The organism is Variovorax frigidus (assembly GCF_051216515.1).
Taxonomy (GTDB): Bacteria; Pseudomonadota; Gammaproteobacteria; order Burkholderiales; family Burkholderiaceae_C; genus Variovorax.
Map to the genome: position 1 here is coordinate 602,736 of NZ_JBPJZF010000001.1, position 26,452 is coordinate 629,187.

Here is a 26,452-nt window from a genome sequence, read left to right on the forward strand (position 1 = left end):
TCGCTGCCCGAACGAGGCTCAGGCGCGCGCGAACAGCCCCTTGTGCTGCTCGCGCAGCAGCGCCTTCTGAACCTTGCCCATCGCATTGCGCGGCAGCTCGCCGACCACGAAGCAGCGCTTGGGCACCTTGAAGTTCGCCAGCTTGGCCTTGAGCTCGGCCACGATGGCTTCCGCATCGAGGGTCGCGCCCGGCTTCGTCGTGACCACGGCCACGCCGACCTCACCGAAGTCCGCATGCGGCACGCCGACCACCGCGCTCTCGGCCACGCCCGGCAGCTCGTTGATGAAGCCCTCGATCTCGGCCGGATAGACGTTGTAGCCGCCGCTGATGATCAGGTCCTTGCTGCGCCCGACGATGGTGATGTAGCCCAGTCCGTCGATCTGGCCCACGTCGCCGGTCTTGAAGAAACCGTCGGCCGTGAATTCCTCCCTGGTCTTCTCGGGCATGCGCCAGTAGCCCGCGAACACGTTGGGGCCATCGACCTCGATGTTGCCGATCTCGCCCGTGGTGGCCTCGCGGCTGTCGCCGCTCTCGTCGGCCACGCGCACGCGCAGGTTCACGCCCGGCAGCGCGAAGCCCACCGTGCCGCCGCGCCGCTCGCCCTGCACCGGGCTGTAGGGATTCGACGTGAGCATCGCCGTCTCGCTCATGCCGTAGCGCTCGAGGATCGTGTGGCCGGTGCGCTGCTGCCATTCGTGAAAGGTCTCGATCAGCAACGGTGCCGAACCGGCGATGAACAGGCGCATGCGCTTGCAGGCCCTCTTCGTGAGCCCGGGCTCGGCCAGCATGCGCACGTAGAGCGTGGGCACGCCCATGAAGACCGTGGCCTCGGGCAGCCGTGCCACCACGCGCTTGGGATCGAACTTGTTGAGCCAGATCATCTTGCTGCCGTTGAGCAGCGCACCATGGATCGCGACGAACAGGCCGTGCACGTGAAAGATCGGCAGCGCATGGATCAGCACGTCGCCCTCGGTCCAGCCCCAGTAGTCCTTGAGCACCTCGGCGTTGGAGCGCAGGTTGCGGTGCGTGAGCATCGCGCCCTTGCTGCGGCCGGTGGTGCCGCTGGTGTACAGGATGGCCGCCAGATCGTCGTCGCTCTTGAGCGCCACCGCGTGCTGGTCGCTGCATTGCGCCGCCAGCGCCAGCAGCGTGCCGGTGCGGTCGTCGTCGAGCGTGAACACATGGCGCGTGCCCGCGGCCTGCGCGATCGGGCCGACCCATCCGGCGTTGGCGCTGCTGCACACCACCACGGCCGGCTCGGCGTTGCCGATGAAGTATTCGATCTCGGCGCCGCGGTAGGCGGTGTTGAGCGGCAGGAACACATAGCCCGCGCGCAGCGTGGCCAGGTAGAGCATCAGCGCCTCGACGGACTTCTCGACCTGCACCGCGATGCGCGCACCCTCTTCCAGGCCGAGCGCGGCGAACAGGTTGGCGAGCATCGCGCTCGCGCGATCGAGGTCGCGCCAGGAATACAGCAGGCCGTCGTCGGTCTCGACCGCGACCGCATCGAGGTCGGCAGGAAAAGCGGCGCGCAGCGCGGCGAAGAGGTTGGCGTTGGTCGTCATGCGGGGTCTCGGAAAGCGGGAGGCCGTTTGGCAAGGAAGGCGGCAATGCCTTCGCGGTGTTCGGGAGTGTCGGCGTAGTCGTAGGCCGTCGGCAGCAGGGCCTCGACCGCCGCGGTGTCGACGCCGGCCAGTGCGGCCAGCATGCGTTTGTGGGCGCGTGCGGCTTCGGGCGCGAGCGCGGCGATGCGGCGCGCATGCACCTGCACCGCGTCGGCGACGGCCTCGTCGGGCCACACGTCGAGCAGGAAGCCGGCGTCCTTCAACCGGGGCGCGCCGTGCACGCCCGCGGCCAGCAGCATGTCGCGCGCCAGCGCATCGCCCACGGCGCGGTGGACCAGCGCCGCCTCGTAGGGCGCCATCGGGAAACCGAGCTTGGCGATGGGCGCGCCGAATTTCGCGGATGCACCGGCCAGCCGGATGTCGCAGCAGCTCGCGATCTCGAGGCCGGCGCCCATGCAGGCGCCTTCGATCTGCGCGAGCATCGGCACCTCGCAGCCGCGCAGCGCCTTGAGCGCGGCACCGACCTCGTCTTCATGGAAGACGCGCAGCGCGGCCGCATCGAAGCGGAAGGACGGGTACTCCGAGATGTCGCCGCCGGCGCAGAACGCGCCGCCCTCCCCGCGCAGCACGATGCAGCGCAGGGCCGTGTCGGCCGACAGGGAAGCAGAGCCCTCGAAGGCCGCGCGCAGTTCGCGCCACATCGCGCGCGACATGGCGTTGAGCCGGCCGGCATGCACCAGCGTCACGAAGGCGATCGCGCCTTCGCGTTCGATGCGAATCTCACCCGCCATCGCTTCTTCCTTATTCCAGTTTGGCGCCCGAGGCCTTGACCACCGCGGCCCAGCGCTTGATTTCCGAACTGACGAAGCCGCCATAAGCCGTGCCCGTGAGGCCGGGAACCTCGGAGCCGTTGGCAGCCCAGATGGTCTTGAGCTCGTCGGTGGCCAGCGCCTTCTTCATGTCCTCGATGATGCGCGACTGCACCTCGGCCGGCGTGCCCTTGGGCGCCCACAGGCCGTACCAGGTGGTGACGTTGTAGTCGGGCAGGCCCACCTCGGCCGCGCAGGGCACGTCGGGGAAGGCCGGGTTGCGCTTGGCGCCGGCCATCATCAGCGCCTTGATGCGGCCGCCCTTGATGTGCTGCGAGGACGAACCCAGGCCGTCGAAGCAGACGTCGACGTTCCCCGCGATCAGGTCCTGCAGCATCGGGCCCGCGCCGCGGTAGGGAATGTGCGTGATGAAGGTGCCGGTCTGCTGCTTGAACAGCTCGCCCGCCAGATGGTGCGAGGTGCCCGCGCCGGCCGAGCCGTAATTCATCTTGGCCGGGTTTCGCTTGGCATAGGCGATGAACTCCTGGAGGGTGGTCTGCGTCACGCGCTTGGGGTTGACCACCACCACCTGCGGCGCATTGGCCAGCAGCATCAGCGGCACGAAATCCTTTTCGATGTCGTAGTCGAGCCTGGGGTAGATCGACGGCGCGATGGCGTGGTGCACCCCGCCCATGAACAGGCCGTAGCCGTCCGGCGGCAGCTTGGCCGCGACGCCCGCGCCCAAGGTGCCGCCCGCACCGCCGCGGTTGTCGATCACCAACGTCTGGCCGGCGCCTTTGGAGAACTGCGCCGACAGCGGCCGCGCGAACGCGTCGGTGCCGCCCCCGGCCGGGAAAGGCACGACCAGCGTGACGGGCTTGGCAGGCCAGCCGGATTGCGCGCGCGCGCCGCCGCCAAGGACGGCGGCAGCCGCTGCGGCCAGGCGCAGCATGTCGCGGCGCTGAAAGCTGTGGTTCATTGTCTTGTCTCCTGTTTTTATCAACGCTCATGTGCCGGGGCCGTCGGCACGCCGTGGAAATCGGCCCGTCGAAAACGGGATGCTCAAGCCTTGAAGAACAGGCCGTCGATGTCGCCCGACACCGCCACCTTGCCCTCGGACAGCAGCGCGCGGTGCTTGTCGAGCCGCTTGAGATCGTAGAGGTAGTTGACCATGAGCCCGTAGGCCTGCTTGACGCCCTTGGTCGACGGGTCGCCCGCCCAGTTGAGGCGCTCGACCCGCGCCCCGTTGCCGAGGTGGAAGCGCGCCACCGGATCGATCGGCTTGCCGTCGACCGTGGCGCGGCCCAGGTACTCGGCGGCGCATTGCATCAGCATCTGGCGCACGGGAGATTTGGCATCGAGCGCCAGCGCATCGTCGGCCGCGGCCAGCAGGCGCTCCGGCGTGGGCGGCAAGGAGCCCAGCGCCTGCCCCAGGGCGCGTGCGCGCTTGTCGTCGAGCCGCAGCAGCATCTCGGCCGCATGCTTGACCAGCCAGTGGCGAAAGCCCGGGATCGGCGACAGCGTGGCGAAGACCTTGAGCCGCGGGAACTCGGCCTGCAGCGTCTCGACCACGCGCTTGATCAGCGAATCGCCGAAGCTCACGCCGCGCAGGCCGGTCTGCGTGTTGCTGATCGAATAGAAGATCGCGGTCGTGGCCTTGTCCGCGGTGGCCAGCGCCGCGGCCTCGTCGAGCAGCGGCACGATGCCGTCGCTCAGGTGGTCGACCAGCGCCACCTCGACGAAGATCAGCGGCACGTCGGGCAGGCGCGGATGGAAGAAGCCGTAGCAGCGGCGGTCGCTGTCGAGCCGGTTCTTCACATCGGCCCAGCTCTTGATGTCGTGCACCGCCTCGAACTGGATCAGCTTCTCGATCAGCGAGGCCGGCGAGTCCCAGCTGATGCGGCGCAGGTCGAGGAAGGCGACGTCGAACCAGGTCGAGAACAGGTGCTCCAGCTCGGCGTCGAGCGGCACGAAACGGCGCTCGCCCTTGACCTGCGGCAGCAGCTCGGCCCGCAGGTCGATCAGGAAGCGCATGCCGTCGGGGTCGATGGTGAAGCGTTGCAGCAGGCGCGCGCGCGGCGAGGCCAGCGCGCGGCGCAGATGCACCTCGGCCTGCCCTTCGTCGACGGTGCCGGCCGCGGCCTCGTGGCGCGCACGGGCGCTGCTGAGCTTCTTGGCATCGGGCGCGAAGCGTTCGCTGATCAGCAGCCAGACGTCGCGCCGCTCGGCCGCATCGAGCTCGGCGTACCAGCGCATGACTTCGCAGGCGCGCCGGCCGGCCTCGACCTCGCTGACGCGCGCGTCGACCACCGCCTGCAGATCGGTCAGCGCGCGCCGCAGCGCACGCGGCGCCATCGCCTCGCCGTGGCGGCGCAAGGTGGCCTCGAGCCGCTCGCTCAGCGTGCGCGGCGGCAACGCGGCCTTCTTCTTGGCCGGGGGCAGCGGCGACAGCGCCGTCACCGCTTCGGCTTCGGCCGCCGGGGTGGCGCCGGGGCGCAATCGCGACACGCTGCGCGTGAGCCAGGTGGATGCATTCATGAAGCCAGCCTCGATTTCTGTTGAAGCGCCACGGCGCGCAGGGCTTCGCGCTGGCGGTTGAGATGGGTGCGCATCGCGGCCTCGGCGCCGTCGCTGTCGCGCGCCTTGAGGGCCGCGAACACGGCCAGGTGTTCCGACAGGCTCTGCGCCAGCCGGCCCGGGGCGTTGAGTTGCTGCAGCCGCGCGAGCTTGAGGATCTTGCGCAGGTCGCCGATGGTCTGGGCCAGCCAGCGGTTGTCGGCCAGCGTGATGATGGCCTCGTGGATGACGAGATTGGTCGCGTAGTAGGCGGTGATGCGCTTGGCCGCGGCGTGCTTGACCAGCTTGTCGTGCAGCGACTCGAGCGTGGCGATGTCGGCGTCGCTCGCATTGCGCGCGGCCTCCCAGGCGCAGCGGCCCTCGAGCAGCGAGATCACGGGGAAGATCTCGTCGAGGTCGCGCTCGGTCACCTCGGCCACGAAGCAGCCGCGGCGCGGTTCGTGGCGCAGCAGTCCCTCGGCGGTGAGCACCTTGAGCGCCTCGCGCAGCGGCGTGCGCGAGATGGCCAGCCGCTCGCACAGCGCGGCTTCGTCGAGGAAGCTGCCCGGCACCAGCACGCCCGCGAAGATCTCTTCCCTCAGCGCGGTGGCGACTTCGTCGTGCAGCGAGTTGGCAACGATGCGCATGGTGTGAATCGACCTGGCGGGTGGTTCGGGGTGTGGCGGAGGGCGGAAGGCTGTTCGCAGACGGCAGGTGCAGTGCGGACCTCAAGCAGCGCCGTAATTTCCGATAATTACGCGTAATTATGGGAACAACATCCCCTGCTGGCAATGGCCGGGCGCCAGTGGAAACCCTGGCCCGCGTCGGTGGGACGGCTACAGTCGATGCCGTGCGCGCCCCTGCCCCTCCCCTCCCCCTGCCGACCCGCGACGGCGTCGGCCCCAGCTGCGTCGGTCTGCCGCCCGGCGCCTGGCCGACGGTGCTGGCCTTCCTGCTCGAACGCTTCCCCGCGGTCGGCACCGCCACCTGGCTCGCGCGCATCGACGCCGGCGAGGTGATCGACGAGCACGGCGAGACGGTCACGCGGACGCAGCCCTACCGCGCCCACCGGCGCGTCTACTACTACCGCGAGATCCCGGACGAGCCCCGCGTGCCTTTCGACGAGGTGCTGCTGTTCCAGGACGCACACCTGGTGGTGGCCGACAAGCCGCATTTCCTGCCGGTCACGCCCGGCGGCAAGTACCTGCAGGAAAGCCTGCTGGTGCGGCTCAAGCGCAGGCTGGGCATCGACACGCTGGCGCCGGTGCACCGCATCGACCGCAGCACCGCGGGCCTGGTGCTGTTCAGCGTGGAACCCGCCACGCGCGGCCTCTACCAGCGCATCTTCGCGGAACGCGAGGTGTACAAGACCTACGAGGCCATCGTGCACGGGCCCGGGCCGCAGCCCCTGCCCGCGGTGCACCGCAGTCGGCTGGCCGAAGACCTGGCCTTCATGCGCATGCGCGAGGTGCCGGGCGAAGCGAACTCCGAAACTGGGATCGAGCAACTGGCGGCGCTCGAGGGCGGCCGGCTGCGCCTGCGGTTGTCGCCGGTCACGGGCCGCAAGCACCAACTGCGGGTGCACTGCGCGGCGCTGGGCATGCCGATCGTCAACGACCCGGTCTACCCGGTGCTGCGCGCGGAAGGCGACGAAGACCACGCGCATCCGTTGCAGTTGCTGGCGCAGACGCTGCGCTTCACCGATCCGGTGACCGGCGACGCGCGGGTGTTCCGCACCACGCTGTCGCTCGGGCGCTGAACGCTCAGGCGCGTGCCGAACGGGCGACGCGCGCCGGTGCGCTCAGGTACAGCCAGACGCCGAAGGCGATCATCGGCACGCACAGCCACTGGCCCATGCTCATGTTGAACGCCAGCAGGCCGAGGAAATCATCGGGCTCGCGGAAGTACTCGGCGATGAAGCGCATCGCGCCGTAGCCGATCAGGAACACCGCGGCGACCCGGCTCTGCACGCGCTCCTTGCGGGCGTAGAGCCAGAGGATCACGAAGAGCAGCAGGCCTTCGAGCAGGAACTGGTAGACCTGCGACGGGTGGCGCGGCAGCATCGAGCCGCTCTGCGGGAACACCATGCCCCAGGGCAGGTCCGGGCTCGAGAAGCGGCCCCAGAGTTCGCCGTTGATGAAGTTGCCCACGCGGCCCGCGGCCAGGCCGGTCGGCACGCAGGGCGCGACGAAGTCCATCACCTGCCAGAACGGCCGGGCCCGCGAATGCGCGAACCACACCATGGCGCCGATCACGCCCAGCAGCCCGCCATGGAAGCTCATGCCGCCCTGCCAGACCATCAGGATTTCCAGCGGATGCGTGAGGTAGTAGCCGGGCTTGTAGAACAGGCAGTAGCCGAGGCGGCCGCCGACGATCACACCCATCACGCCGAGGAACAGGATGTCCTCCACGTCCTTGCGGCTCCAGAGGCCGGGCCCGGTCAGCGAGCGGAAAGGCTCGTGCCGCAGCCGACGTGTGCCGAGGAAATAGAAGAGCGCGAAGGCGGCGAGGTAGGTCAGGCCGTACCAGTGGATGGCGACGGGCCCGATTTGGAGGGCGACCGGATTGATCTGCGGATACATGAGCATGCGGGCATTGTGCCGTGGCCGCCGTGACGGGTTGCGCAACCCTTGCCGGACGCCGGGCCACACCGGAAAAATTGGCCAGATCTGTGGGCATCTTGTCATTGCGGCCATTGCACTTCCCACCCACACTCGGGTCATGCACACGCCGCGCCGCATCGCCTGCCTTCTCTATCCCGACATGATGAGCCTCGACGTCGTCGGGCCGATGCAGGTCTTCGCCTCTGCCAATGCCGAACGCAAGGGCCACGGCCTGCCGCCGACCTATGTGCTGCAACTGGTGGGCGAGACGGCCGGCCCCGTGGCCACGTCAGCGGGCTTCGCATTGACCGCCGACACGGCACGCGACGCACTCGATCTCGCCGGACTCGACACGCTGCTGGTGCCCGGCGGCGATGGCGTGGACGCGCAACTGGACGACGCGGCGCTGCATTCCTGGCTGCGCACCGCCGAGCCGCGGGTCCGCCGGCTGGGCTCGGTCTGCTCGGGCGCCCTGCTGCTGGCCGCGGCCGGCCTGCTCGACGGCCACCGCGCCACCACCCACTGGTCGCGCCTCGAGACGCTGCGTCGGCGCCATCCGACGGTCCTGATCGAGCCCGACTGCCTGCACACCTACGACAGCGCGAGCCCGCAGGACGGCCACCTGTTCACCTCGGCCGGTGTGACGGCAGGCATCGACCTCGCGCTGGCGCTGGTCGAAGCCGACCTGGGCCGGCCGCTCGCACTGGCCGTCGCGCGCCGGCTCGTGATGTTCATGCGCCGGCCGGGCGGCCAGGCGCAGTTCAGCCACCTGCTGGCACCCGAGGCCTCACACGCGCCCCGGCTCACGGCGCTGCTCGAATGGATCCCTGGCCAGATCGGTGCCGACCTCTCGCTGCAGGCGCTGGCCGATCGCGCCTGCATGCCGCCGCGCACGCTCTCGCGCGTGTTCCAGCGCGAACTGGGCATGGCGCCCGGCCGCTATGTGGAGCGGGTGCGGGTCGAGGCGGCGTCCGCGCTGCTGGCCCAGGCGCAGGCTTCGATCGCCACCGTGGCGCGGCTGTGCGGCTTCGAGCACACGGAGAACCTGCGGCGCAGCTTCCACAAGCACCGCGCCGTGAGTCCGCAGGCCTACGCGGAACGCTTCGGTGCCGCCCCACACACCGACTGAGACCGCCTCCGATGCTGCTGCTTCGCAACTCCTCGCTGCGCCTGCTGTTCATCGGCCAGGCGCTCTACTGGTCGTGCTCGATCATCGGCATCACGCTGACCTCGCTGGTCGGCGCCCGGCTCACGCCGTGGCCCGTGCTCGCCACCCTGCCGCTGGCCCTGCTGGTGCTGGGCAACCTCGCGGCCGTGCGGCCGCTGTCGATGTTCATGCAGCGCCACGGGCGGCGGCGCGGGCTCATGCGGGGCGCGGCCTTCGGCGTCGTCGGCGGCGGCGTGGCCGCGGCCGGCGTGGTGCTCGGCAGCTTCATCGTCTTCTGCGGCGGCATCGCCTGCATCGGCGTCTACCAGGCCTCGGCCGGCTACTACCGCTATGCCGCGCTGGAGGCCGTGGACCCGCAGCACAAAGGGCGCGCGGCGGCCTGCGTGGTCGGCGGCGGCATCGGCGCCGCGCTGCTGGCGCCAAGCATCGCGCTCTGGTCGCGCGATGCGCTGGCCACGCCCTTCGCGGGCGCCTACCTCGCGATCGCCGCGCTGGCCGCTGCCGGCGTGCTCGTCATGTCGCGGCTGCGCGAAGGCACCGTGCCGCAGCCGGCCGGCGGCGACTGGTCGACGCTGCCGGCCCTGTTCCGGCGCCCGGCGCTGCGGGCCGCCGTCTGCATGACGGCGATCGGCCATGGGCTGATGGTGCTGGCGATGAACGCGACGCCGCTGGCCATGGACATGTGCGGTCTTTCGATCGCCTCGGCCGCACAGGTGATCCAGTGGCATGTGATCGGCATGTTCCTGCCGGCCTTCTTTGCCGGTGCGCTGGTCGACCGATGGGGCAGCCGGCGCGTGGCGGCCCTGGGCGCGGGTTGCCTGGCGGCCAGTGCGTGCGTGGCCCTCACCGGCAATGCGTTCATGCCCTTCTTCGTCAGTTCCTTCCTGCTGGGCGTGGGCTGGAACCTGATGATCATCGCCGGCACCACCCTGCTCGGCGAGTCGCATGCACCGCAGGAACGGGGCCAGGCCCAGGCCGTGATGGAACTCACCAACAGCGGCACCGCCGCGCTGATGTCCTTCGCTTCGGGCGCCCTGCTGAACGGCCTCGGCTGGTCGGCGATCAACCTCGCGATGCTGCCGCTGCTGGCCCTGGCCGCCGGCCTGCTGCGCAACGGCGGCGAGCGGCCGAAAGCCGCGACCTGAGCTGCACGCTCAGGCGCTGGCGGACCGGTCCCGCACGAAGGCAACGAAGCGCGCCAACGCCGGGTTATCGAGGGCCGCGGGCCAGACCAGGCTGGTCTCGCAGGCCGGGAACGGCGCGGCCCGGCGTTGGCGCCCGGGCGGCGCGAACTCGGCGCCGGCGCGGTACACCACGCCCTCGCGCCGGAACTGCCGCACGCTTTCCGGCACCCACGCCACGCCGAGTTCGCCCCAGACCAGGTTGACGATGGTCTGCATCTGGATCGCTTCCTGCGCCACCGAGGGAATGCGGCCGACCGCGTGGTAGAGCCCGTAGATCGCGTCGTGCAGCGAGGGCACGATGCGGCGCGGGAAGATCACCAGCGGCTCGGCCAGCACGTCGGCCAGCACCGGTGTCCCGACCTGCGCCAGCGCATGCCGGGCCGGCAGTGCCAGCACCAGCGGCTCGCGCGCGACCACTAGGCGCTCGAGGCCGGGCGGCGCGAAGCCGGGCGAATGCAGCATCAGGCCGGCATCGATCTCGCCGCGCGCAAAGGCCTCGAGCTGCACGTCGCCGGTCGCCTCGACCAGTTCGAGCGCGACCTCGGGGCACAGCGCGCGGAACTCGCGCACCCACACCGGCAACCGTTCGAAGCCGATGGTCGAGACAAAAGCCAGCCGCACCCGGCCCACCTCGCCCGCGGCCGCGGCACGCGCACGGGCCGGCAACGCCTGCGCGCGCTCGAGCATGTCGCGCACGTCGGGCAGCAGCGCCTCGCCCGCAGGCGTGAGCGCGACGCGCCGACGGGTGCGGTCGAACAGCACGATGCCTAGCGTCTTCTCGAGCTGCGCGATGGCCTGCGTCACCGGCGGTTGCGTCATGTGCAGGCGCTGGGCCGCTCGGCCGAAATGCAGTTCTTCGGCCACGGCGACGAACTGGCGCCAGGCACGCAGATCGATGAGGGTCTCTTTCATATGTCGAGCATATCAATCGATGGCCAACAACGGATTGGAACCAATCAGTCAAACGGCGGATACTTGGCGCCGAGCCTCCCCCACAAGACAACCCACGAGAAGAGACCCCATGGCCGACAAACCACTCCAGATCAACCGCCGCAGCGCCAACATCGTCGAGGGCAAATCGCGCGCGCCCAACCGTTCGATGTTCTATGCGATGGGCTACGAGGAAGCCGACTTCAAGAAGCCGATGGTCGGCGTGGCCAACGGCCACAGCACCATCACGCCCTGCAACTCGGGCCTGCAGAAGCTGACCGACGCGGCCATCGAAGGCATCGAGGAAGCCGGCGGCAACGCCCAGGTCTTCGGCACCCCCACCATCTCCGACGGCATGGCCATGGGCACCGAAGGCATGAAGTTCTCGCTGGTGAGCCGCGAAGTCATTTCCGATTGCATCGAGACCTGCGTCGGCGGCCAGTGGATGGACGGCGTGCTGGTGGTCGGCGGCTGCGACAAGAACATGCCCGGCGGCATGATGGGCATGCTGCGCGCCAACGTGCCGGCCATCTACGTCTACGGCGGCACCATCCTGCCGGGCCGCTACAAGGGCCAGGACCTGAACATCGTGAGCGTGTTCGAGGCCGTGGGCCAGAACGCCGCCGGCAACCTGAGCGACGAGGACCTGCTACAGATCGAGAAGCGCGCCATCCCCGGCACCGGCTCCTGCGGCGGCATGTACACGGCCAACACCATGTCGAGCGCCTTCGAGGCCCTGGGCATGTCGCTGCCCTACTCCTCGACCATGGCGAACCCGCACGACGAGAAGCAGAACTCGGCCAAGGAATCGGCCAAGGTGCTGATCGAGGCGATCAAGAAGGACCTGAAGCCGCGCGACATCGTGACCAAGAAGGCGATCGAGAACGCGGTGGCCGTGATCATGGCCACGGGCGGCTCGACCAATGCGGTGCTGCACTTCCTGGCGATCGCCCACACGGCCGGCGTCGAATGGAGCATCGACGACTTCGAGCGCATGCGCAAGAAGGTGCCGGTCATCTGCGACCTCAAGCCCTCGGGCAAGTACCTGGCGGTCGACCTGCACCAGGCGGGCGGCATTCCGCAGGTCATGAAGGTGCTGCTCAAGGCCGGCCTGCTGCACGGCGACTGCATCACCATCACCGGCCAGACCATCGCCGAAGTGCTGGCCGACGTGCCGGATGTGCCGCGCGCCGACCAGGACGTGATCCGCCCGATCGACAAGCCGATGTACGACGAAGGCCACCTGGCCATCCTCAAGGGCAACCTGTCGCCCGAAGGCGCGGTCGCCAAGATCACCGGCCTGAAGAACCCGGTCATCACCGGCCCGGCGCGCGTGTTCGACGACGAGCAGTCGGCGCTGGAAGCCATCCTGGCCGGCAAGATCGTGGCCGGCGACGTGATGGTGCTGCGCTACCTCGGCCCCAAGGGCGGTCCGGGCATGCCCGAGATGCTGGCACCCACGGGCGCGCTGATCGGCGCGGGCCTGGGCGAGAGCGTGGGCCTGATCACCGACGGTCGCTTCTCGGGCGGTACCTGGGGCATGGTGGTGGGTCACGTGGCGCCTGAAGCGGCGGCCGGCGGCACCATCGCCTTCGTCAACGAAGGCGACTCGATCACCATCGACGCGCACAAGCTGGTGCTCGAACTCAACGTGCCCGAGGCCGAGATCGCCAAGCGCCGTGAAGGCTGGAAAGCTCCGGCTCCGCGCTACACGCGCGGCGTGCAGGCCAAGTTCGCATTCAACGCCTCGAGCGCGAGCTCCGGCGCGGTGCTGGACAAGTACTGATTTGCCTCACGGGGGCCTGGCAGCCTGGCTGCCAGCGCACCCCGAAAGCGCGGCCCGTTTCAGGGCGGCGTGGGCAGCCCGGGCGAGCGCGGCTTGGCGCGCTCCGCATTGCTCCGTTCGCGGGCCTCGCGATGTTCCTGCGCCTTCTCGAGCTTGCGCTCGTGGCGCGCGCGGGCTTCCGGTGCCGCAGCCTGCACACGAGCGGCCTTGGCCTGCTCCGCCACCTGCGCGCGCTGCTTGGCCTCGAATTTCTGGCGATTGGCCTCCGCCTGTGCGGCCAACTCTTCGCGGCTCTTGGCGTGATCGGCGGCACGCTCTTCGCGCCCCTGCTGCGCCGCCTGCGAGCGTTCGCGCTGCGCCGGATCGTCCTGCGGACGCGGGGCCGCCTCTTCGAGGCGCTTCAACTGGGCCGCGGCGCGGCGCCGGCGGTCGATGTCGCTCAGCGTCGCCTCCTGGCGCTTGATGTCGTCCTCCTGCGCACGGCGCTTGCGACGGCTGTCGACCAGACAGCCCTCGACCGCGAACTTCTGATAGCAGGCCGCCTGCTCCTTGCTCGCCTCGGCCTCGATGGCCGCACGCTCCGCCGTCAGGCGGGCCCGCTCGGCCTCGAGGTTCACGTTGCCATCGGCCGCATTGGTCTGCGCCACGCCAGGCAACGCGCCCAGGGCCAGCAGCAGCGACAGGAACAGGGTGCGGATCTTCATGTGAGTCGGGTGTCCACCACGCGCCTTTCGAGCGCAAGGAATTCAGCGGAGTGCATCTCGGTGAGCCGGGAAACGGTGCGCGGAAACTCGTGGGCCAACGGGCCCTCGGTGTACAACGCCTCCGGCTCCACGGCCGCCGACAGGATGAACTTGACCCGCCGATCGTAGAACACGTCGACCAGCCAGGTGAAACGGCGTGCTTCGGAGGCGCGTGCCACCGTCATCTGCGGCACATCGGACAGCAGCACCGTGTGGAACTGGGTCGCGATCTCGAGGTAGTCGTTCTGCGAGCGGGGTCCGCCGCACAGGGTCCTGAAATCGAACCAGACCACGCCACCCGCCTTGCGCCGCGCACGGATCTCACGCGCTTCGATGTGCAGCACCGGATCGTCGTCGGCGGACTCGGCCAGCCGGTCGAAGGCCTGCGTCATCTCCGCGTCGGCCTCGGGGCCGTTGGGGGTCAGATAGAGCCGCAGCTGCTCCAGTGTGCGGCGCCGGTAGTCGGTGCCGTTGTCCACGCTGATGACTTCCAGCTTCTCGTTGAGCAACGCGATCGCCGGCAGGATGCGGTCGCGGTGCAGGCCGTCCGGATACAGGTCGTCCGGCTTGAAGTTGGAGGTGGTCACGAAGCCCACGCCGTTCTCAAACAGCGAGGCCAGCAACCGGTGCAGGATCATGGCGTCGGTGATGTCCGCGACATGGAACTCGTCGAAGCAGATCAGCTTGAAGCGCTTCGACATGCGCCGGCCCAGCTCGTCGAGCGGATTGACCGTGCCCTGCATGTCGGCCAGCTCGCGGTGCACCTCGCGCATGAACTCGTGGAAATGCAGCCGCGTCTTGCGCTTGATCGGCACGGCATTGAAGAAGCAGTCCATGAGGAAGCTCTTGCCCCGTCCCACGCCGCCGTACATGTAGACGCCGCGCGGCACCTCCGGCCGGTTGATCAGCTTCTTCAGCGCGTTGGAGCGCTGCGCCTTGTAATCGGCCCACTCGCCGGCGCAGCGCTCCAGCGCGTCCACCGCGCGCAGTTGCGCGGGGTCGCTCTGGAAGCCGCGAGCGACGAGCTCGGCCTCGTAGGCTTGCTTGACGCTCAAAAGTTCAGCGTGCGCTTGTCGACCGCCAGTGCCGCTTCCTTGGTCGCTTCGGAGAGCGACGGGTGCGCGTGGCAGATGCGGGCGATGTCTTCGGCGCTGGCCTTGAACTCCATCGCCACGACGGCTTCGGAGATCAGCTCGCTGACCTGCGGGCCGACCATGTGCACGCCGAGGATCTCGTCGGTGGCGGCATCGGCCAGAAACTTGACCATGCCGGTCGTGTCGCCCAGCGCGCGTGCGCGGCCGTTGGCCAGGAAGGGGAAGGTGCCGGCCTTGTAGGCGCGGCCCGAGGCCTTGAGCTGCTGCTCGGTCTGGCCGACCCATGCGATCTCGGGCGAGGTGTAGATGACCCAGGGAATGGTGTTGAAGTTGACGTGCCCATGCTGGCCCGCGATGCGCTCGGCCACGGCCACGCCCTCTTCTTCCGCCTTGTGCGCCAGCATCGGGCCGCGCACCACGTCGCCGATCGCCCAGACGTTGGGCAGGTTGGTCTTGCACTCGTCGTCCACGTTGATCGCACCGCGCTCGTCGAGCGCCAGGCCCACGGCTTCGGCGTTCAGGCCGATGGTGTTGGGCACGCGGCCGATCGAGACGATCAGCTTGTCGACGTCGAGCGACACCGCTTCGCCCTTGGCGTTGGTGTAGGCGACATTCACGCCCTTCTTGCCCGACTTGATCTCACCGACCTTGACGCCGAGTTCGATCTTCAGGCCCTGCTTGTCGAAGGCCTTCTTGGCTTCCTTGGCGATCTGCTCGTCGACCGCGCCCAGGAAGGTCGGCAGACCTTCGAGCACCGTGACTTCGGCGCCCAGACGGCGCCAGACCGAGCCCATTTCCAGACCGATCACGCCCGAGCCGATCAGCGCGAGCTTCTTCGGCACGTCGCCGACGCGCAGCGCGCCGTCGTTCGACAGGATGTTCTCTTCGTCGAAAGGCGTGCCGGGCAGCGCGCGGGCGTTGGAGCCCGTGGCCACGACGATGTGCTTGCCGATGATGGACTCTTCGGCCGCACCGGTCACCTTGATCTCGTAGCCGCCGTCCGCAGCCTTCACGAAGGAAGCACGGCCATGGAAGGACGTGATCTTGTTCTTCTTGAACAGGTAGGTGATGCCGTCGTTGTTCTGCTTCACGACCTGGTCCTTGCGGGCCAGCATCTTGCCGAGGTCGAGTTCCAGTCCCTTGACGTTGATGCCATGGTCGGCGAAGTGCTTGCCGGCGTGCTCGTAGTGCTCGGACGACTGCAGCAGCGCCTTCGAGGGGATGCAGCCGACGTTGGTGCAGGTGCCGCCCAGCGCGGGGCCGCCCTTGGCGTTCTTCCATTCGTCGACGCAGGCCACGTTGAAGCCGAGTTGGGCCGCGCGGATGGCGGCGATGTAGCCGCCGGGGCCACCACCGATGACGATGACGTCGAATTGCTTGCTCATGTTTAGTCCAGTTTCTTGAGTTCGAATGCGCCCGCATGGAGGGCGATTCCAAAGACACCCGTCTTGACGCGCAGGGTCTCCTGCCTGGGGCCCTCGGGGCCGAAGGCGACCGTGCTGTCGGGTGTGGTCTTGCAAAGGAAAAGATGGCCGCCGTCGAGGCACTCCATGCGGCCGGCCTCGTGCAGGGCCGTCCAGCCCCACTCGGCGTATTCACGGGGCAGGAAGCGGCGCAGGGGGTTGCTTTTCTCGCCGCCGCCGCTGCCCTCGGCCAGGGTCCAGCGGGCCGGGTCCGCCTGGTAGCGCTCCGCCAGCCTGGCGGGGTCGGCATCGGGCGCACGGGCGATCGTCAGCTGCGACGGTTCGGCACCCGGGCGCTCGCGGGCGGCCTTCGTGTTGGCCACCCATTGATGCTGGTAGAAGCCGCTCCACGCATCGCGCTCCGCCGCCCCGGCCGAAGCCGAGGCGCCGATCGCGCAAAGCATGACAACGGCCAGGCGGCGCATTGCGTTCGAATCAAATGTCGAACAGCAGGCGCGAAGGATCTTCCAGCGCTTCCTTCATCGCGACCAGGCCCAGCACGGCTTCGCGGCCGTCGATGATGCGGTGGTCGTAGCTCATGGCCAGGTAGTTCATCGGGCGGATCACGATCTGGCCGTTTTCCACCACCGCGCGGTCCTTGGTCGCATGCACGCCCAGGATGGCCGACTGCGGCGGGTTGATGATGGGCGTCGACAGCATCGAGCCGAAGGTACCGCCATTGCTGATGGAGAAGGTGCCGCCGGTCATCTCTTCGATGCCCAGCTTGCCGTCCTTGGCCTTCTGGCCGAACTCGGCGATCTTCTTCTCGATCTCGGCGAAGCTCATCTGGTCGGCGTTGCGCAGGATCGGCACCACCAGGCCGCGCGGCGAACCCACCGCGATGCCGATGTCGAAGTAGCCGTGGTAGACGATGTCGTTGCCGTCGACCGAGGCGTTGATCACCGGGTACTTCTTGAGCGCATGCACCGCGGCCTTCACGAAGAAGCTCATGAAGCCGATCTTCACGCCGTGTTCCTTGGTGAACGCGTCCTGGAACTTCTTGCGCATGTCCATGACCGGGGCCATGTTGACTTCGTTGAAGGTGGTCAGGATGGCGTTGGTCGACTGCGACTGCAGCAGACGCTCGGCGATGCGCGCGCGCAGGCGGCTCATCGGCACCCGCTGCTCGGGGCGCTCGCCCAGGTCCTTGGGGCTCGCGGGCGCAGCGACCTGCTGCAGCGCGGGCTTGGCGGCGGGCGCTGCGGCCGGTGCCTTGGCGGTCGTGCCCGAAGCCACGGCGCCGAGCACGTCGCCCTTGGTCACGCGGCCGTCCTTGCCCGAGCCGGCCACATCGCTGGTCTTCAGGTTGTTGTCGGCCAGCAGCTTGGCAGCGGCGGGCATGGCGACGTCGGACTTGGCGCCACCGGTGGCGGCCGCAGCGGCTTGCGCCGGTGCGGGTGCCGCAGCGGGTGCAGACGCTGCAGCGGCAGGTGCGGGTGCAGCTGCGCCGGCCTTGCCTTCGGTGTCGATCTTGGCGATGACCTGGTCGGCCACGACGGTGGCGCCGTCGCCCTGGACGATCTCGGCCAGCACGCCGGCAGCGGGTGCGGGCACCTCGAGCACGACCTTGTCGGTTTCGATCTCGATCAGGATTTCATCGATGGCGATGGCGTCGCCTGGCTTCTTCTTCCAGGTGAGCATGGTGGCCTCGGCCACGGATTCGGACAATTGGGGGACTTTGACTTCAACGATGGACATTTTGGAGAGTGCTCCGACTTGTACTTTTTGTGGGATGGATAGGAAGGAGCTCGCTCACTTCGTGAGGACAAAACCCTTGAGCTTGCCGAACGCGCCTTCGACCAGGGCCTTCTGTTGCTCCTGGTGCAGATGCGAGTAGCCGACCGCAGGCGAAGCGGAAGCGGCACGACCCGAGTAGCCGAGCTTCTGGCCGTCGACCATGTTCTCGTGGATGTAGTGTTGCACGAAGAACCAGGCGCCCTGGTTCTGCGGCTCGTCCTGGCACCAGACCACGTCGACCAGGTTCGGGTACTTCTTGATCTCGGTCGCGAAGGCCTTGTGCGGGAACGGGTAGAGCTGTTCGACCCGGATGATCGCCGTGTCGTCCTGGCCGCGTTCTTCGCGCTTCTTCACCAGGTCGTAGTAGACCTTGCCCGAACAGGCCACGATGCGCTTGACCTTGTCGGCCTTGAGTTCCTTCTGGTCGGGGATAACCGTCTGGAACGCACCCTTGGTGAACTCGGAGATCGGCGAAGTCGCGTCCTTGTTGCGCAGCAGCGACTTGGGCGTGAGGATGATCAGCGGCTTGCGCAAGTTGCGCACCATCTGGCGGCGCAGGATGTGGAAGATCTGGCTGGCCGTGGTCGGCTGGACGACCTGCATGTTGGTGTCGGCCGACAGCTGCATGAAGCGCTCGAGGCGTGCCGAGCTGTGCTCGGGGCCCTGGCCTTCGTAGCCGTGCGGCAGCATCAGCGTCAGGCCGTTGACGCGGCCCCACTTCACTTCGCCCGAGGCGATGAACTGGTCGATCACGACCTGCGCACCGTTGACGAAGTCGCCGAACTGGGCTTCCCAGATCACCAGCGTGTTCGGGTCGTTCGAGGCGTAGCCGTATTCGAAGGCCAGCACGGCTTCTTCGGACAGGATCGAGTCGATGACCACGAACGGGGCCTGGTTGTCGGCCACGTTCTGCAGCGGCGTGTAGGTGCCGGTGTCGAACTTCTCGCGGTTCTGGTCGTGCAGCACGGCATGGCGGTGCGTGAACGTGCCACGGCCCGAGTCTTCGCCCGACAGACGCACCGGGTAGCCGCTGGCCACCAGCGAGGCGTAGGCCATGTGCTCGCCCATGCCCCAGTCGACGTTGACGTCGCCACGGCCCATGGCGGCGCGGTCGTCCAGCACCTTCTTCACCAGCGGATGCACGGTGAAGCCTTCGGGCACGAAGGTCACGCGTTCGGCCAGGCGCTTCCATTCCGAGGTCGGGATGGCGGTGTCGCCGGCGTCGGTCCACTTCTTGTTCAGGAAGGGGCTCCAGTCGACCGCGTACTTGCTCTTGAAGTTGGTCAGCACCGGGTCCGAGGTGTTCTTTCCGGCATCGAAGGCGGCGCGCTGCGCCTTGACCATGTCGTCGCCGAGCGTCTCGCCCAGGCCTTGCGCGGCCAGCTTGTCGGCGTACAGCTTGCGCGTGCCGGGGTGGGCCGCGATCTTCTTGTACATCAGCGGCTGGGTCAGCGAAGGCGTGTCCTGTTCGTTGTGGCCCAGCTTGCGGAAGCAGATGATGTCGACGACCACGTCCTTCTGGAATTCCATGCGGAAGTCCAGCGCGAGCTGGGTGGCGAGCACCACGGCTTCGGGGTCGTCGCCGTTCACGTGCAGCACCGGCGCTTCGATCATCTTGACGATGTCCGAGCAATACAGCGTCGAGCGGCTGTCGCGCGGGTCGCTGGTGGTGAAACCGATCTGGTTGTTGATCACGATGTGCACCGTGCCGCCCGTGGAGTAGCCACGGGTTTCGGCCAGCGCCAGCGTTTCCATCACGACGCCCTGGCCCGCGAAGGCCGCGTCGCCGTGCACGATGATCGGCAGCACCTGCTTGCCCAGCGGATCGCCGCGGCGGTCCATGCGGGCGCGCACCGAGCCTTCGACCACCGGGTTCACGATTTCGAGGTGGGACGGGTTGAATGCCAGGCTCAGATGCACCGGGCCGCCGCGCGTGGTCACGTCGGAGCTGAAGCCCTGGTGGTACTTGACGTCGCCGCTGGGCAGGTCTTCGGGGGCGGTGTGGTCGAACTCGGCGAACAGGTCGGCGGGCATCTTGCCCAGCGAATTCACCAGCACGTTCAAACGGCCGCGGTGGGCCATGCCGATCACGATTTCCTGCACGCCCTTGGCGCCGGCTTCCTGGATCAGCTCGTCCATCGACACGATGAAGCTCTCGCCGCCTTCGAGCGAGAAACGCTTCTGGCCGACGTACTTCGTGTGCAGGAAACGCTCGAGGCCTTCGGCGGCCGTCAGGCGTTCGAGCACGTGCTTCTTCTGGTCGGCGTTGAGCTTCGGATTGGTCCGGGCGCTCTCGAGCTTCTGCTGCCACCAGCGCTTGTGGTTCTGGTCGGTGGTGTACATGTACTCGGCGCCGATGGTGCCGCAGTACGTTTCGTTCAGCGCGTTGAGCAGGTCGCGCAAGGACATGGTGTCCTTGCCGAAGAAGGTGTTGCTCGTGTTGAACACGGTCTCGAGGTCGGCATCGCGCAAACCGTAGAACGAGGGTTCGAGTTCGGGGATGGCGGGACGCTCGGTGCGCTTGAGCGGGTCGAGGTCGGCCCAGCGTGCGCCGACGTTGCGGTAGGCGGCGATCAGTTGCTGGACGGCGGTGCGCTGGCGGCCCAGCTCGGAGTCGGCGCCGCTCGCGTGCACGACCTTGGTCGTGCCCTGCTTGGCGCGTTCGGCGAAGGCGTTGATGACGGGCTGGTGCGCCACGTCGCGGGCGCTGCTGCCGTCGGCGGCCGGCACATGCTGCAGCGCGTCGAAGTAGGAGCGCCAGTTGTCAGGCACGCTGCCGGGGTTGGCGAGATAGTTTTCGTACATCTCCTCGACATAGGGCGCATTGCCACCGAAGAGATAGGTGTTGCCTTGGTAGGCTTGATAGACGTTGGACGTCGAGGAATCGCTCATATTCCGCTGACTTTCGCTCCCCTGAAGGAAGCATTAGCTGGTTTAAGAAACCTTCCGCTACACGGCTGAACCGATTGGCGGATGCGACTGTGGCTAGGGAAGGGCCTGAGTACCTTGGCATTGTGCCACGTCATCCCTGTGACAGCCTTGGCCGCGGAGCAACCCTGTCACGAGAGCAGTTGCCGGATGCGCTGCAACGTGGCGGGATCGTCGATGGTGGTGAGGTCGCCCGCATCGCGTCCTTCGCACACGGCCTGGATCGCGCGGCGCAGCAACTTGCCGCTGCGCGTCTTGGGCAGGCCCGTCACGAAGTGCACGCGCGACGGGCGGCCGAGCGCACCCAACTGGTCGGCCACGCGCCGCATGATCTCGCCCTCGAGCGCCAGAGCGCCGGCCCCTTCGACGCCGTCTGCATTGCGCGGCACCACGAAGGCGACCGCAACCTGGCCCTTGAGCGCGTCGGCCACGCCGACCACCGCGACCTCGGCGACGTTGGCATGGCCCGAGATCACCTCCTCGATCTCGCGCGTGCCGAGCCGATGACCCGCGACGTTGATCACGTCGTCGGTCCGGCCGAGGATGAAGAAGTAGCCGTCGGCGTCGCGGATGCCCCAGTCGAAGGTCGAGTAGACCGTCTTTCCGGGCACGCTCTTCCAGTAGGTGTTGACGAAGCGCGCATCGTCGCGCCAGATGGTCTGCATGAAACCGGGCGGCGTCGGCCCCTCGATCACCACCACGCCCTTCTCGTTGGGCTCGGTCAGCTCCTCGCCGGTCGATTCGTCGAGGATCTTCACCCGCCAGCCGTACATGGGCACGCCCGGGCTGCCCAGCTTGCCGGCCTTTTTCTCGACGCCGTTGGCGATGGTGATGATCGGCCAGCCGGATTCGGTCTGCCAGTAGTTGTCGATGATCGGCACGCCCAGGCCCTCGCCGATCCAGCGCCCGGTGGGTTCGTCGAGCGGCTCGCCCGCCAGGAACAACGCGCGCAGGCTCGACAGGTCGTACTTCTTGAGCAGCGCCGGATCCTGCTTCTTGAGCACGCGGACCGCGGTCGGCGCGCTGAACATCACCGTCACCTTGTACTTCTCGACCAGCTGCCACCAGATGCCGCCGTCGGGCTGGCGGTCCAGGCCCTGGGTCGGCAGGCCTTCGTAGAGGATGGTGGCCATGCCCGCGATCAGCGGGCCGTAGACGATGTAGCTGTGGCCCACGACCCAGCCGATATCGCTGGTGCAGAAGTAGGTCTCGCCCGCCCGGGCGTCGAAGATGTGCGGCATGCTGGCCGCCAGCGCGACGGCATAGCCGCCGGTGTCGCGCTGCACGCCCTTGGGCTTGCCGGTGGTGCCGCTGGTGTAGATCGTGTAGCTGATCTCGGTCGATTCGAGCCAGGCACAGGGCACGACCGCGTCGCGGTGCCGGCCCGTGAGGTCGCGCATCAGGTGGTCGCGGCCGGCCACGAGGTCCATGGCCGCCAGGCCCCGGTCGGCCAGCAGCACGGCCGCGGGCTTGTGCTTCGACAGCCGGATCGCCTCGTCGAGCAACGGCTTGTACGCCAGCACCTTGCCGCCGCGCGAGCCCGCGTCGGCGCTCACGATCACGGTCGGCTCGGCATCCTCGATGCGCGAGGCCAGCGAGCCGCTGGCGAAGCCGCCGAACACCACGCAATGGATGGCACCGATGCGCGCGCAGGCCAGCATCGCGAAGGTGGCCTCCGCGATCATGGGCATGTAGATCAGCACGCGGTCGCCGCGCTTCACGCCCAGCGCGAGCAGGCTGGCCGCGGTGCGCTGCACCTCGGCGTGCAGTTCGCGGAAGCTGTAGCTGCGCTCGAGGCCGGTCTCGGTCGAGACGCAGATCAGCGCCGGCTGGTCCCCGCGCACATCGAGATGGCGGTCGATCGCGTTGTGGCACAGGTTGGTCGTGCCGCCCACGAACCAGCGCGCGAACGGCGGGTGGCTGGCGTCGAGGATCTGTTGCGGCGGGGTCTGCCAGTCGATCAGCCGGGCCTGCTCGGCCCAGAAGGCCTCGCTGTCGTCGACGGACCGGCGATAGAAGTCGCTGTACGAACGCATGTCGGTGTGTCTCCTGGGACGCCCCGCTTATGGCGCGGGGTTGGATTCATCATGGTTCGGCGGGCTTGCGGCAGCCTGACACCCGCCCTGCCCGCCCCGCACTCAGCGGATCAGCGGATCAGCGCCTGGTAGTCGCGGAAGGCCGGATGCTCGGCCGTGCGCAGCCATTCGAAGCCGACCATCTCGGTGGTCACCAGCTCGGCGCCGGCACCGGCCAGCCGGTCGAAGGCCGCGTCGCGGTTACGCTCGGTGCGCGAACTGCAGGCGTCGGTCACGACCCAGACCTCGAACTCGTCCTCGAGCAGGTCGAGCGCGGTCTGCAGCAGGCACACGTGCGCCTCGCAGCCGGCGATCACGATGGTGTTCCGCTCTTCCTGGGCGCCGCCGGCCGGCTTCTGCAGGTGCTTTGGCAGGCTGCGCGCATTGCCTTGCGGGGCCTTGGCCGGCGGCCGCAGCCATTCGCCCAGTCCCTCCTCGACGCCGCTGAAGTGCATCTTGGCCAGCGTGCGCTGGCACAGCGCGCGGATGTCGGGCAGGTTCTCGCCCAGCTTCGACGGGTTCTGTTCGGTGCCGAACACCGGCACCTCGAGCAGCTGCGCGATCTTGCCCAGGCGCACCGCATTGGCGGCCGCGGCATCGGCTTCGAAGATGGCGGGCATCAGGCGCGCCTGGTAGTCGACCAGGACCAGTTGGGAAAGAGAGACGTCGAGCAGCATGGGAAATCCTTCGGAAAAACGGGACGGGCGACTTCGGCCCGTGCAGCGCAGAATTAGACCGTATCGCAAGGCGGCTCGCGAGACGTGCCGACGCTGCCGCTGCCACGCAGTGCGGCCTGAGTGCCTGGCGCGCGCTCAGCGCGGGCGCAGCCGCAGCAGCTTGCCGTCGGCCTCGTCGGTCAGCACATAGAGCCAGCCATCGGGCCCCTGGCGCACGTCGCGGATGCGCGCCCGGCCATCTTCCAGCAACTTGTGCTCGGCCGCCACCTTGCCGTCCTTGAGCGCGATGCGGTCGAGATAGCCGAACTTGAGCGAACCGACGAACAGGTTGCCCTTCCAGGCGGCGCCGTAGCGGTCGCTGGTGAGGAAGGCCATGCCGGAGGGCGCGATCGAGGGCACCCAGTAGTGCAGGGGCTGTTCCATGCCCTCCTTGGCGCTCAGGCCCTCACCGATCTTGCCGCCGCCGTAGTTCTCGCCGTAGGTGATCACGGGCCAGCCGTGGTTCTTGCCGGCCTGGGGCACGTTGATCTCGTCACCGCCCTGCGGGCCATGCTCGTGCATCCAGAAACGGCCGTCGGGCGCCAGCGTCGCGCCCTGGCCGTTGCGGTGGCCATAGCTCCAGATCTCGGGCAGCGCCCCGGCACGGCCGACGAAGGGGTTGTCGCGCGGCACCATGCCATCTTTCTGGATCCGGACCACCTTGCCCAGATGGTTGTCCAGCTTCTGCGCGTCCTCCTTGCGGCTGAAGCGGTCGCCCAGCGTGACGAACAGCGTGCCGTCGCGGGCCTCGACGATGCGGCAGCCGAAGTGGGCGCTGCTGGTCACCCTGGGCCGCTGGCTGAAGATCACCTTCATGCCTTCGAGCCGGGCGCCGTCGGCCGACAGCTGCGCGCGCGCCACGGCGGTGCTGTTGGCCGAACCGCCGACTTCGGGCTCGGAGAAGCAGAAATACAGCGTGCGGTTGTCGGCGAAGCCGCTGTCGGTCACCACGTCCAGCAGGCCGCCCTGCCCGCCGGCCGCGATGGCAGGCAGGCCGGCCAGGGGCGCGCCCACCTTGCCGTCCGCGCCGACCACGCGCAGCCGTCCGGCCTTCTCCGTCACGAGGAAGCGGCCGTCGGGCAGGAAGGCCACGGCCCAGGGGTTCTGCAGGCCCGCGGCCACGCGCTCGGCCCGGACGTCGGCCTGGGCCATGACGCCCGTGCCGGCCAGCGCCAGCAGGGAGGACAGCAACCCGTGCAGGACGGTTCGGCTGCGGCTTGGGTTCATATGCATCTGCGACTCCTTGCGGCGGCCCGCGCCACAAGAGTGAGGCACGAACCCGCGAACTTTGAAAACCTTCTATGTACAGCGCGCCGTCCAGCAGCGCGCGGAGCCGTCCATCGTTACATCTTTGAGGGGCAAAAAAGTCAAAAACCCCAATCGCCACAGCCATTTGCATGCAAAATCGCGACTTCGCCTGAATTTGACGGCACACGCTGTCATCCCTATCCTACGAGCCCATGCGAATTCCCCTCCTACTCGCCTCCCTCCTCCTCGCCAGCGCGGCGCATGCCGCTCCCCCGCAGGACCGCTCGGACGACATGGAGCGCATGCTCGCAGACAAGGGTCTCATCGGACACCTCCAGCACGTCAGCCAGACGGTGGTCGATCGCACCTCCGACCTGGTGGTCACCGCCGTGGGCTTCCTGGGCGTACCTTACCGCCGCGGCGGCAACTCGGCCGAGACCGGCTTCGACTGCAGCGGCTTCGTCCGCGCGATGTACAACCAGACTGTCGGCCACCTGCTGCCGCGCCGCGCCGAAGAACAGGCCGCCGCCACCGAGAAGATCGACCGCAGCGAACTCAAGCCCGGCGACCTGGTGTTCTTCAACACCATGCGCCGCGCCTTCAGCCATGTGGGCATCTACGTCGGCGAAGGCAAGTTCATCCACTCGCCGCGCACCGGCGCCCAGGTCCGGGTGGAAGACATGAACGGCAGCTACTGGCAACGTCGCTTCGACGGCGCCCGCCGGGTCCAGGCAGCGCAGGGCGAGAAGACGGCCGCCATCTCGGGCAAGTAACTCGGACAGTGGCCTCAGGGCCCATGAAAAAACCCGCCGATGGCGGGTTTTTTCATGGGCGCGACGGGTCAGCCCACACGGTAGACCAGCACCTTGAGTGCACGGTCGGGCGCCGCATCGGCGAAAGCCGGGGGATTGGCCAGCCGCTCGACAAATGTCAACGACGGGGCCGATTCCTCCACCTGCCGCTGCAGGAAGTCCGGACCCAGCTCCGGTGCGTTGAGGCACAGCAGCACATGGCCCTCCGGCGCGAGCAAGTCCGGCAAACGCTTGAGCAGGCGTGCGTAGTCCTTGGTGGCGACGAAACTGCCCTTCTGATAGCTCGGCGGATCGGCGATCACCAGGTCGTACGGCCCGCCACGGCCGATGCGGCCCCAGCTCTTGAAGATGTCATGGGCGAGGAAGCTCGCCCCCTTCAGCACATCGTTGAGACGGTGGTTCTGCTGACCGACGGCCAGCGCGCGGCTGCTCATGTCCATGTTCAGCACCTGGTCCGCGCCGGCTTGCAGCGCGACCACCGAAAAGGCGCAGGTGTAGGCGAACAGATTGAGCACCTTCAGGCTCGGCGCCCAACCCCCCGCCGCGCGTGCCGCCGCATTGCCGACCGCGCGCTGTGCGACATGCGCGCGGGCCCACTGGCGGCCCGCGGCCATGTCGAGAAACAGGCCGTGGTTCTGCCCTTGCAGCAGGTGGACGCGATAGCGCGTGCCGTGCTCCGACACGTCGTGCAGCGCGGGCACTTCGCCGGCCATCAGCCGCGTCTCGGTATGCCCGCCCCCTTCGCGCGTCTGCAGGACCCAGTTCAACGGGCCCGCATCGAGCTGCTGCCAGCGAGCGGCCAGCGCATCGCCCACCGTGGCCAGCTCCGCGTCAGCGACGGGCCGGAAGCTGGTCAGCAACAGCACGGGCGGGAAGGCGTCGAGCGCCCAGTCTTCGCAGCCCGGGTGCAGGCCACCGCGCCCGTGGAAGACGCGGACGGCGTCGGTGGGCCGTTCCATGCGGGCGATGGTGTCGAGCAGGGCTTGGATAAGAACCTCGATGGCGTGGGTGGGCCGCGGCGGACGGCGGAAGAC

At 68.4% G+C, this 26,452-nt stretch carries 22 protein-coding genes; 5 read left to right on the forward strand and 17 right to left on the reverse strand.

Translation table 11 applies throughout. From position 1 onward, the window contains the following. Positions 1-18 precede the first annotated feature (18 nt). The 5 genes from ACSFBC_RS02835 to ACSFBC_RS02855 all read right to left on the reverse strand — a co-directional run bounded on the left by ACSFBC_RS02835 (position 19) and on the right by ACSFBC_RS02855 (position 5,578). Positions 19-1,566 (reverse strand): malonate--CoA ligase, encoded by a 1,548-nt coding sequence (locus ACSFBC_RS02835; RefSeq protein ID WP_435508786.1) that lies wholly within the window; start codon positions 1,564-1,566, stop codon positions 19-21. Continuing rightward, positions 1,563-2,357 (reverse strand): enoyl-CoA hydratase/isomerase family protein, encoded by a 795-nt coding sequence (locus ACSFBC_RS02840; protein WP_435508787.1) that lies wholly within the window; start codon positions 2,355-2,357, stop codon positions 1,563-1,565. Before ACSFBC_RS02840 ends, ACSFBC_RS02835 begins: the two co-directional genes overlap by 4 nt. 10 nt (positions 2,358-2,367) lie before the next feature. Then, entirely contained in the window at positions 2,368-3,354 is a 987-nt protein-coding gene (locus tag ACSFBC_RS02845; RefSeq protein ID WP_435508788.1) for a Bug family tripartite tricarboxylate transporter substrate binding protein, read from the reverse strand. Positions 3,355-3,437: 83 nt separating this feature from the next. After that, positions 3,438-4,913, reverse strand: coding sequence for a malonyl-CoA decarboxylase (locus tag ACSFBC_RS02850; RefSeq protein ID WP_435508789.1), 1,476 nt, complete (start codon positions 4,911-4,913; stop codon positions 3,438-3,440). Further along, a complete protein-coding gene (locus ACSFBC_RS02855; RefSeq protein ID WP_435508790.1) occupies positions 4,910-5,578 on the reverse strand; it encodes a GntR family transcriptional regulator in 669 nt (222 codons plus the stop codon). Before ACSFBC_RS02855 ends, ACSFBC_RS02850 begins: the two co-directional genes overlap by 4 nt. Before the next feature lie 203 nt (positions 5,579-5,781). Between ACSFBC_RS02855 and ACSFBC_RS02860 the strand changes: the two genes are divergently transcribed. After that, complete coding sequence (locus ACSFBC_RS02860) at positions 5,782-6,690, forward strand: pseudouridine synthase (protein WP_435508791.1); 909 nt, start codon at positions 5,782-5,784, stop codon at positions 6,688-6,690. Positions 6,691-6,694: 4 nt separating this feature from the next. Here ACSFBC_RS02860 and lgt read toward each other — a convergent pair whose 3' ends face one another. Then, positions 6,695-7,519, reverse strand: coding sequence for a prolipoprotein diacylglyceryl transferase (gene lgt / locus ACSFBC_RS02865; protein ID WP_435508792.1), 825 nt, complete (start codon positions 7,517-7,519; stop codon positions 6,695-6,697). A 133-nt stretch (positions 7,520-7,652) separates the two neighbouring features. Here lgt and ACSFBC_RS02870 point away from each other — a divergent pair, with 133 nt between their 5' ends. Next, entirely contained in the window at positions 7,653-8,663 is a 1,011-nt protein-coding gene (locus ACSFBC_RS02870) for a GlxA family transcriptional regulator (RefSeq protein ID WP_435508793.1), read from the forward strand. A gap of 11 nt (positions 8,664-8,674) precedes the next feature. After that, positions 8,675-9,847, forward strand: a complete 1,173-nt coding sequence (locus ACSFBC_RS02875; protein ID WP_435508794.1) for an MFS transporter — start codon at positions 8,675-8,677, stop codon at positions 9,845-9,847. Between the two features lie 9 nt (positions 9,848-9,856). On the opposite strand, the gene ACSFBC_RS02880 is transcribed toward ACSFBC_RS02875, so the two are convergent. Continuing rightward, positions 9,857-10,798: a LysR family transcriptional regulator gene (locus ACSFBC_RS02880; protein ID WP_435508795.1), complete on the reverse strand. Its 942-nt coding sequence runs from the start codon at positions 10,796-10,798 to the stop codon at positions 9,857-9,859. 109 nt (positions 10,799-10,907) lie between these two features. Between ACSFBC_RS02880 and ilvD the strand changes: the two genes are divergently transcribed. Beyond that, entirely contained in the window at positions 10,908-12,602 is a 1,695-nt protein-coding gene (gene ilvD, locus ACSFBC_RS02885) for a dihydroxy-acid dehydratase (protein WP_435508796.1), read from the forward strand. Between the two features lie 59 nt (positions 12,603-12,661). Here ilvD and ACSFBC_RS02890 read toward each other — a convergent pair whose 3' ends face one another. The 9 genes from ACSFBC_RS02890 to ACSFBC_RS02930 form a co-directional block, all read right to left on the reverse strand. After that, complete coding sequence (locus tag ACSFBC_RS02890; protein ID WP_435508797.1) at positions 12,662-13,306, reverse strand: hypothetical protein; 645 nt, start codon at positions 13,304-13,306, stop codon at positions 12,662-12,664. Then, positions 13,303-14,400, reverse strand: a complete 1,098-nt coding sequence (gene zapE, locus ACSFBC_RS02895) for a cell division protein ZapE (RefSeq protein ID WP_435508798.1) — start codon at positions 14,398-14,400, stop codon at positions 13,303-13,305. Before zapE ends, ACSFBC_RS02890 begins: the two co-directional genes overlap by 4 nt. Then, positions 14,397-15,824, reverse strand: coding sequence for a dihydrolipoyl dehydrogenase (gene lpdA, locus ACSFBC_RS02900; protein ID WP_435508799.1), 1,428 nt, complete (start codon positions 15,822-15,824; stop codon positions 14,397-14,399). Before lpdA ends, zapE begins: the two co-directional genes overlap by 4 nt. Positions 15,825-15,826: 2 nt before the next feature. After that, complete coding sequence (locus ACSFBC_RS02905) at positions 15,827-16,327, reverse strand: hypothetical protein (RefSeq protein WP_435508800.1); 501 nt, start codon at positions 16,325-16,327, stop codon at positions 15,827-15,829. Between the two features lie 10 nt (positions 16,328-16,337). Beyond that, positions 16,338-17,600 (reverse strand): 2-oxoglutarate dehydrogenase complex dihydrolipoyllysine-residue succinyltransferase, encoded by a 1,263-nt coding sequence (gene odhB / locus ACSFBC_RS02910; protein WP_435508801.1) that lies wholly within the window; start codon positions 17,598-17,600, stop codon positions 16,338-16,340. 54 nt (positions 17,601-17,654) lie between these two features. Beyond that, positions 17,655-20,531 carry a 2-oxoglutarate dehydrogenase E1 component gene (locus ACSFBC_RS02915; protein ID WP_435508802.1) on the reverse strand — a complete coding sequence of 959 codons (2,877 nt, stop codon included), beginning with the start codon at positions 20,529-20,531 and terminating at the stop codon, positions 17,655-17,657. A gap of 167 nt (positions 20,532-20,698) precedes the next feature. After that, positions 20,699-22,603 (reverse strand): propionate--CoA ligase, encoded by a 1,905-nt coding sequence (locus tag ACSFBC_RS02920; RefSeq protein ID WP_435508803.1) that lies wholly within the window; start codon positions 22,601-22,603, stop codon positions 20,699-20,701. A 110-nt stretch (positions 22,604-22,713) separates the two neighbouring features. Further along, positions 22,714-23,319 carry an isochorismatase family protein gene (locus tag ACSFBC_RS02925; RefSeq protein WP_435508804.1) on the reverse strand — a complete coding sequence of 202 codons (606 nt, stop codon included), beginning with the start codon at positions 23,317-23,319 and terminating at the stop codon, positions 22,714-22,716. 135 nt (positions 23,320-23,454) lie between these two features. Beyond that, positions 23,455-24,510 carry a PQQ-dependent sugar dehydrogenase gene (locus ACSFBC_RS02930; protein WP_435509255.1) on the reverse strand — a complete coding sequence of 352 codons (1,056 nt, stop codon included), beginning with the start codon at positions 24,508-24,510 and terminating at the stop codon, positions 23,455-23,457. Between the two features lie 308 nt (positions 24,511-24,818). Here ACSFBC_RS02930 and ACSFBC_RS02935 point away from each other — a divergent pair, with 308 nt between their 5' ends. After that, entirely contained in the window at positions 24,819-25,379 is a 561-nt protein-coding gene (locus ACSFBC_RS02935) for a C40 family peptidase (RefSeq protein ID WP_435508805.1), read from the forward strand. 68 nt (positions 25,380-25,447) lie between these two features. Here the strand turns inward: ACSFBC_RS02935 and ACSFBC_RS02940 are convergent, their stop codons facing one another. Beyond that, entirely contained in the window at positions 25,448-26,407 is a 960-nt protein-coding gene (locus tag ACSFBC_RS02940; protein WP_435509256.1) for a class I SAM-dependent methyltransferase, read from the reverse strand. Positions 26,408-26,452 lie beyond the last annotated feature (45 nt).

Coding starts and splice junctions, on each gene's coding strand:
- ACSFBC_RS02875 (WP_435508794.1), top strand. CDS start 8,675: ATGCTGCTGCTTCGCAACTCCTCGCTGCGCCTGCTGTTCATCGGCCAG.
- ACSFBC_RS02930 (WP_435509255.1), bottom strand. CDS start 24,510: ATGGCCCAGGCCGACGTCCGGGCCGAGCGCGTGGCCGCGGGCCTGCAG.
- ACSFBC_RS02925 (WP_435508804.1), bottom strand. CDS start 23,319: ATGCTGCTCGACGTCTCTCTTTCCCAACTGGTCCTGGTCGACTACCAG.
- ACSFBC_RS02935 (WP_435508805.1), top strand. CDS start 24,819: ATGCGAATTCCCCTCCTACTCGCCTCCCTCCTCCTCGCCAGCGCGGCG.
- ACSFBC_RS02850 (WP_435508789.1), bottom strand. CDS start 4,913: ATGAATGCATCCACCTGGCTCACGCGCAGCGTGTCGCGATTGCGCCCC.
- ACSFBC_RS02915 (WP_435508802.1), bottom strand. CDS start 20,531: ATGAGCGATTCCTCGACGTCCAACGTCTATCAAGCCTACCAAGGCAAC.
- ACSFBC_RS02920 (WP_435508803.1), bottom strand. CDS start 22,603: ATGCGTTCGTACAGCGACTTCTATCGCCGGTCCGTCGACGACAGCGAG.
- ACSFBC_RS02905 (WP_435508800.1), bottom strand. CDS start 16,327: ATGCGCCGCCTGGCCGTTGTCATGCTTTGCGCGATCGGCGCCTCGGCT.
- ACSFBC_RS02880 (WP_435508795.1), bottom strand. CDS start 10,798: ATGAAAGAGACCCTCATCGATCTGCGTGCCTGGCGCCAGTTCGTCGCC.
- ACSFBC_RS02870 (WP_435508793.1), top strand. CDS start 7,653: ATGCACACGCCGCGCCGCATCGCCTGCCTTCTCTATCCCGACATGATG.
- odhB (WP_435508801.1), bottom strand. CDS start 17,600: ATGTCCATCGTTGAAGTCAAAGTCCCCCAATTGTCCGAATCCGTGGCC.
- ACSFBC_RS02890 (WP_435508797.1), bottom strand. CDS start 13,306: ATGAAGATCCGCACCCTGTTCCTGTCGCTGCTGCTGGCCCTGGGCGCG.
- ilvD (WP_435508796.1), top strand. CDS start 10,908: ATGGCCGACAAACCACTCCAGATCAACCGCCGCAGCGCCAACATCGTC.
- ACSFBC_RS02840 (WP_435508787.1), bottom strand. CDS start 2,357: ATGGCGGGTGAGATTCGCATCGAACGCGAAGGCGCGATCGCCTTCGTG.
- lgt (WP_435508792.1), bottom strand. CDS start 7,519: ATGCTCATGTATCCGCAGATCAATCCGGTCGCCCTCCAAATCGGGCCC.
- ACSFBC_RS02845 (WP_435508788.1), bottom strand. CDS start 3,354: ATGAACCACAGCTTTCAGCGCCGCGACATGCTGCGCCTGGCCGCAGCG.
- ACSFBC_RS02835 (WP_435508786.1), bottom strand. CDS start 1,566: ATGACGACCAACGCCAACCTCTTCGCCGCGCTGCGCGCCGCTTTTCCT.
- lpdA (WP_435508799.1), bottom strand. CDS start 15,824: ATGAGCAAGCAATTCGACGTCATCGTCATCGGTGGTGGCCCCGGCGGC.
- ACSFBC_RS02855 (WP_435508790.1), bottom strand. CDS start 5,578: ATGCGCATCGTTGCCAACTCGCTGCACGACGAAGTCGCCACCGCGCTG.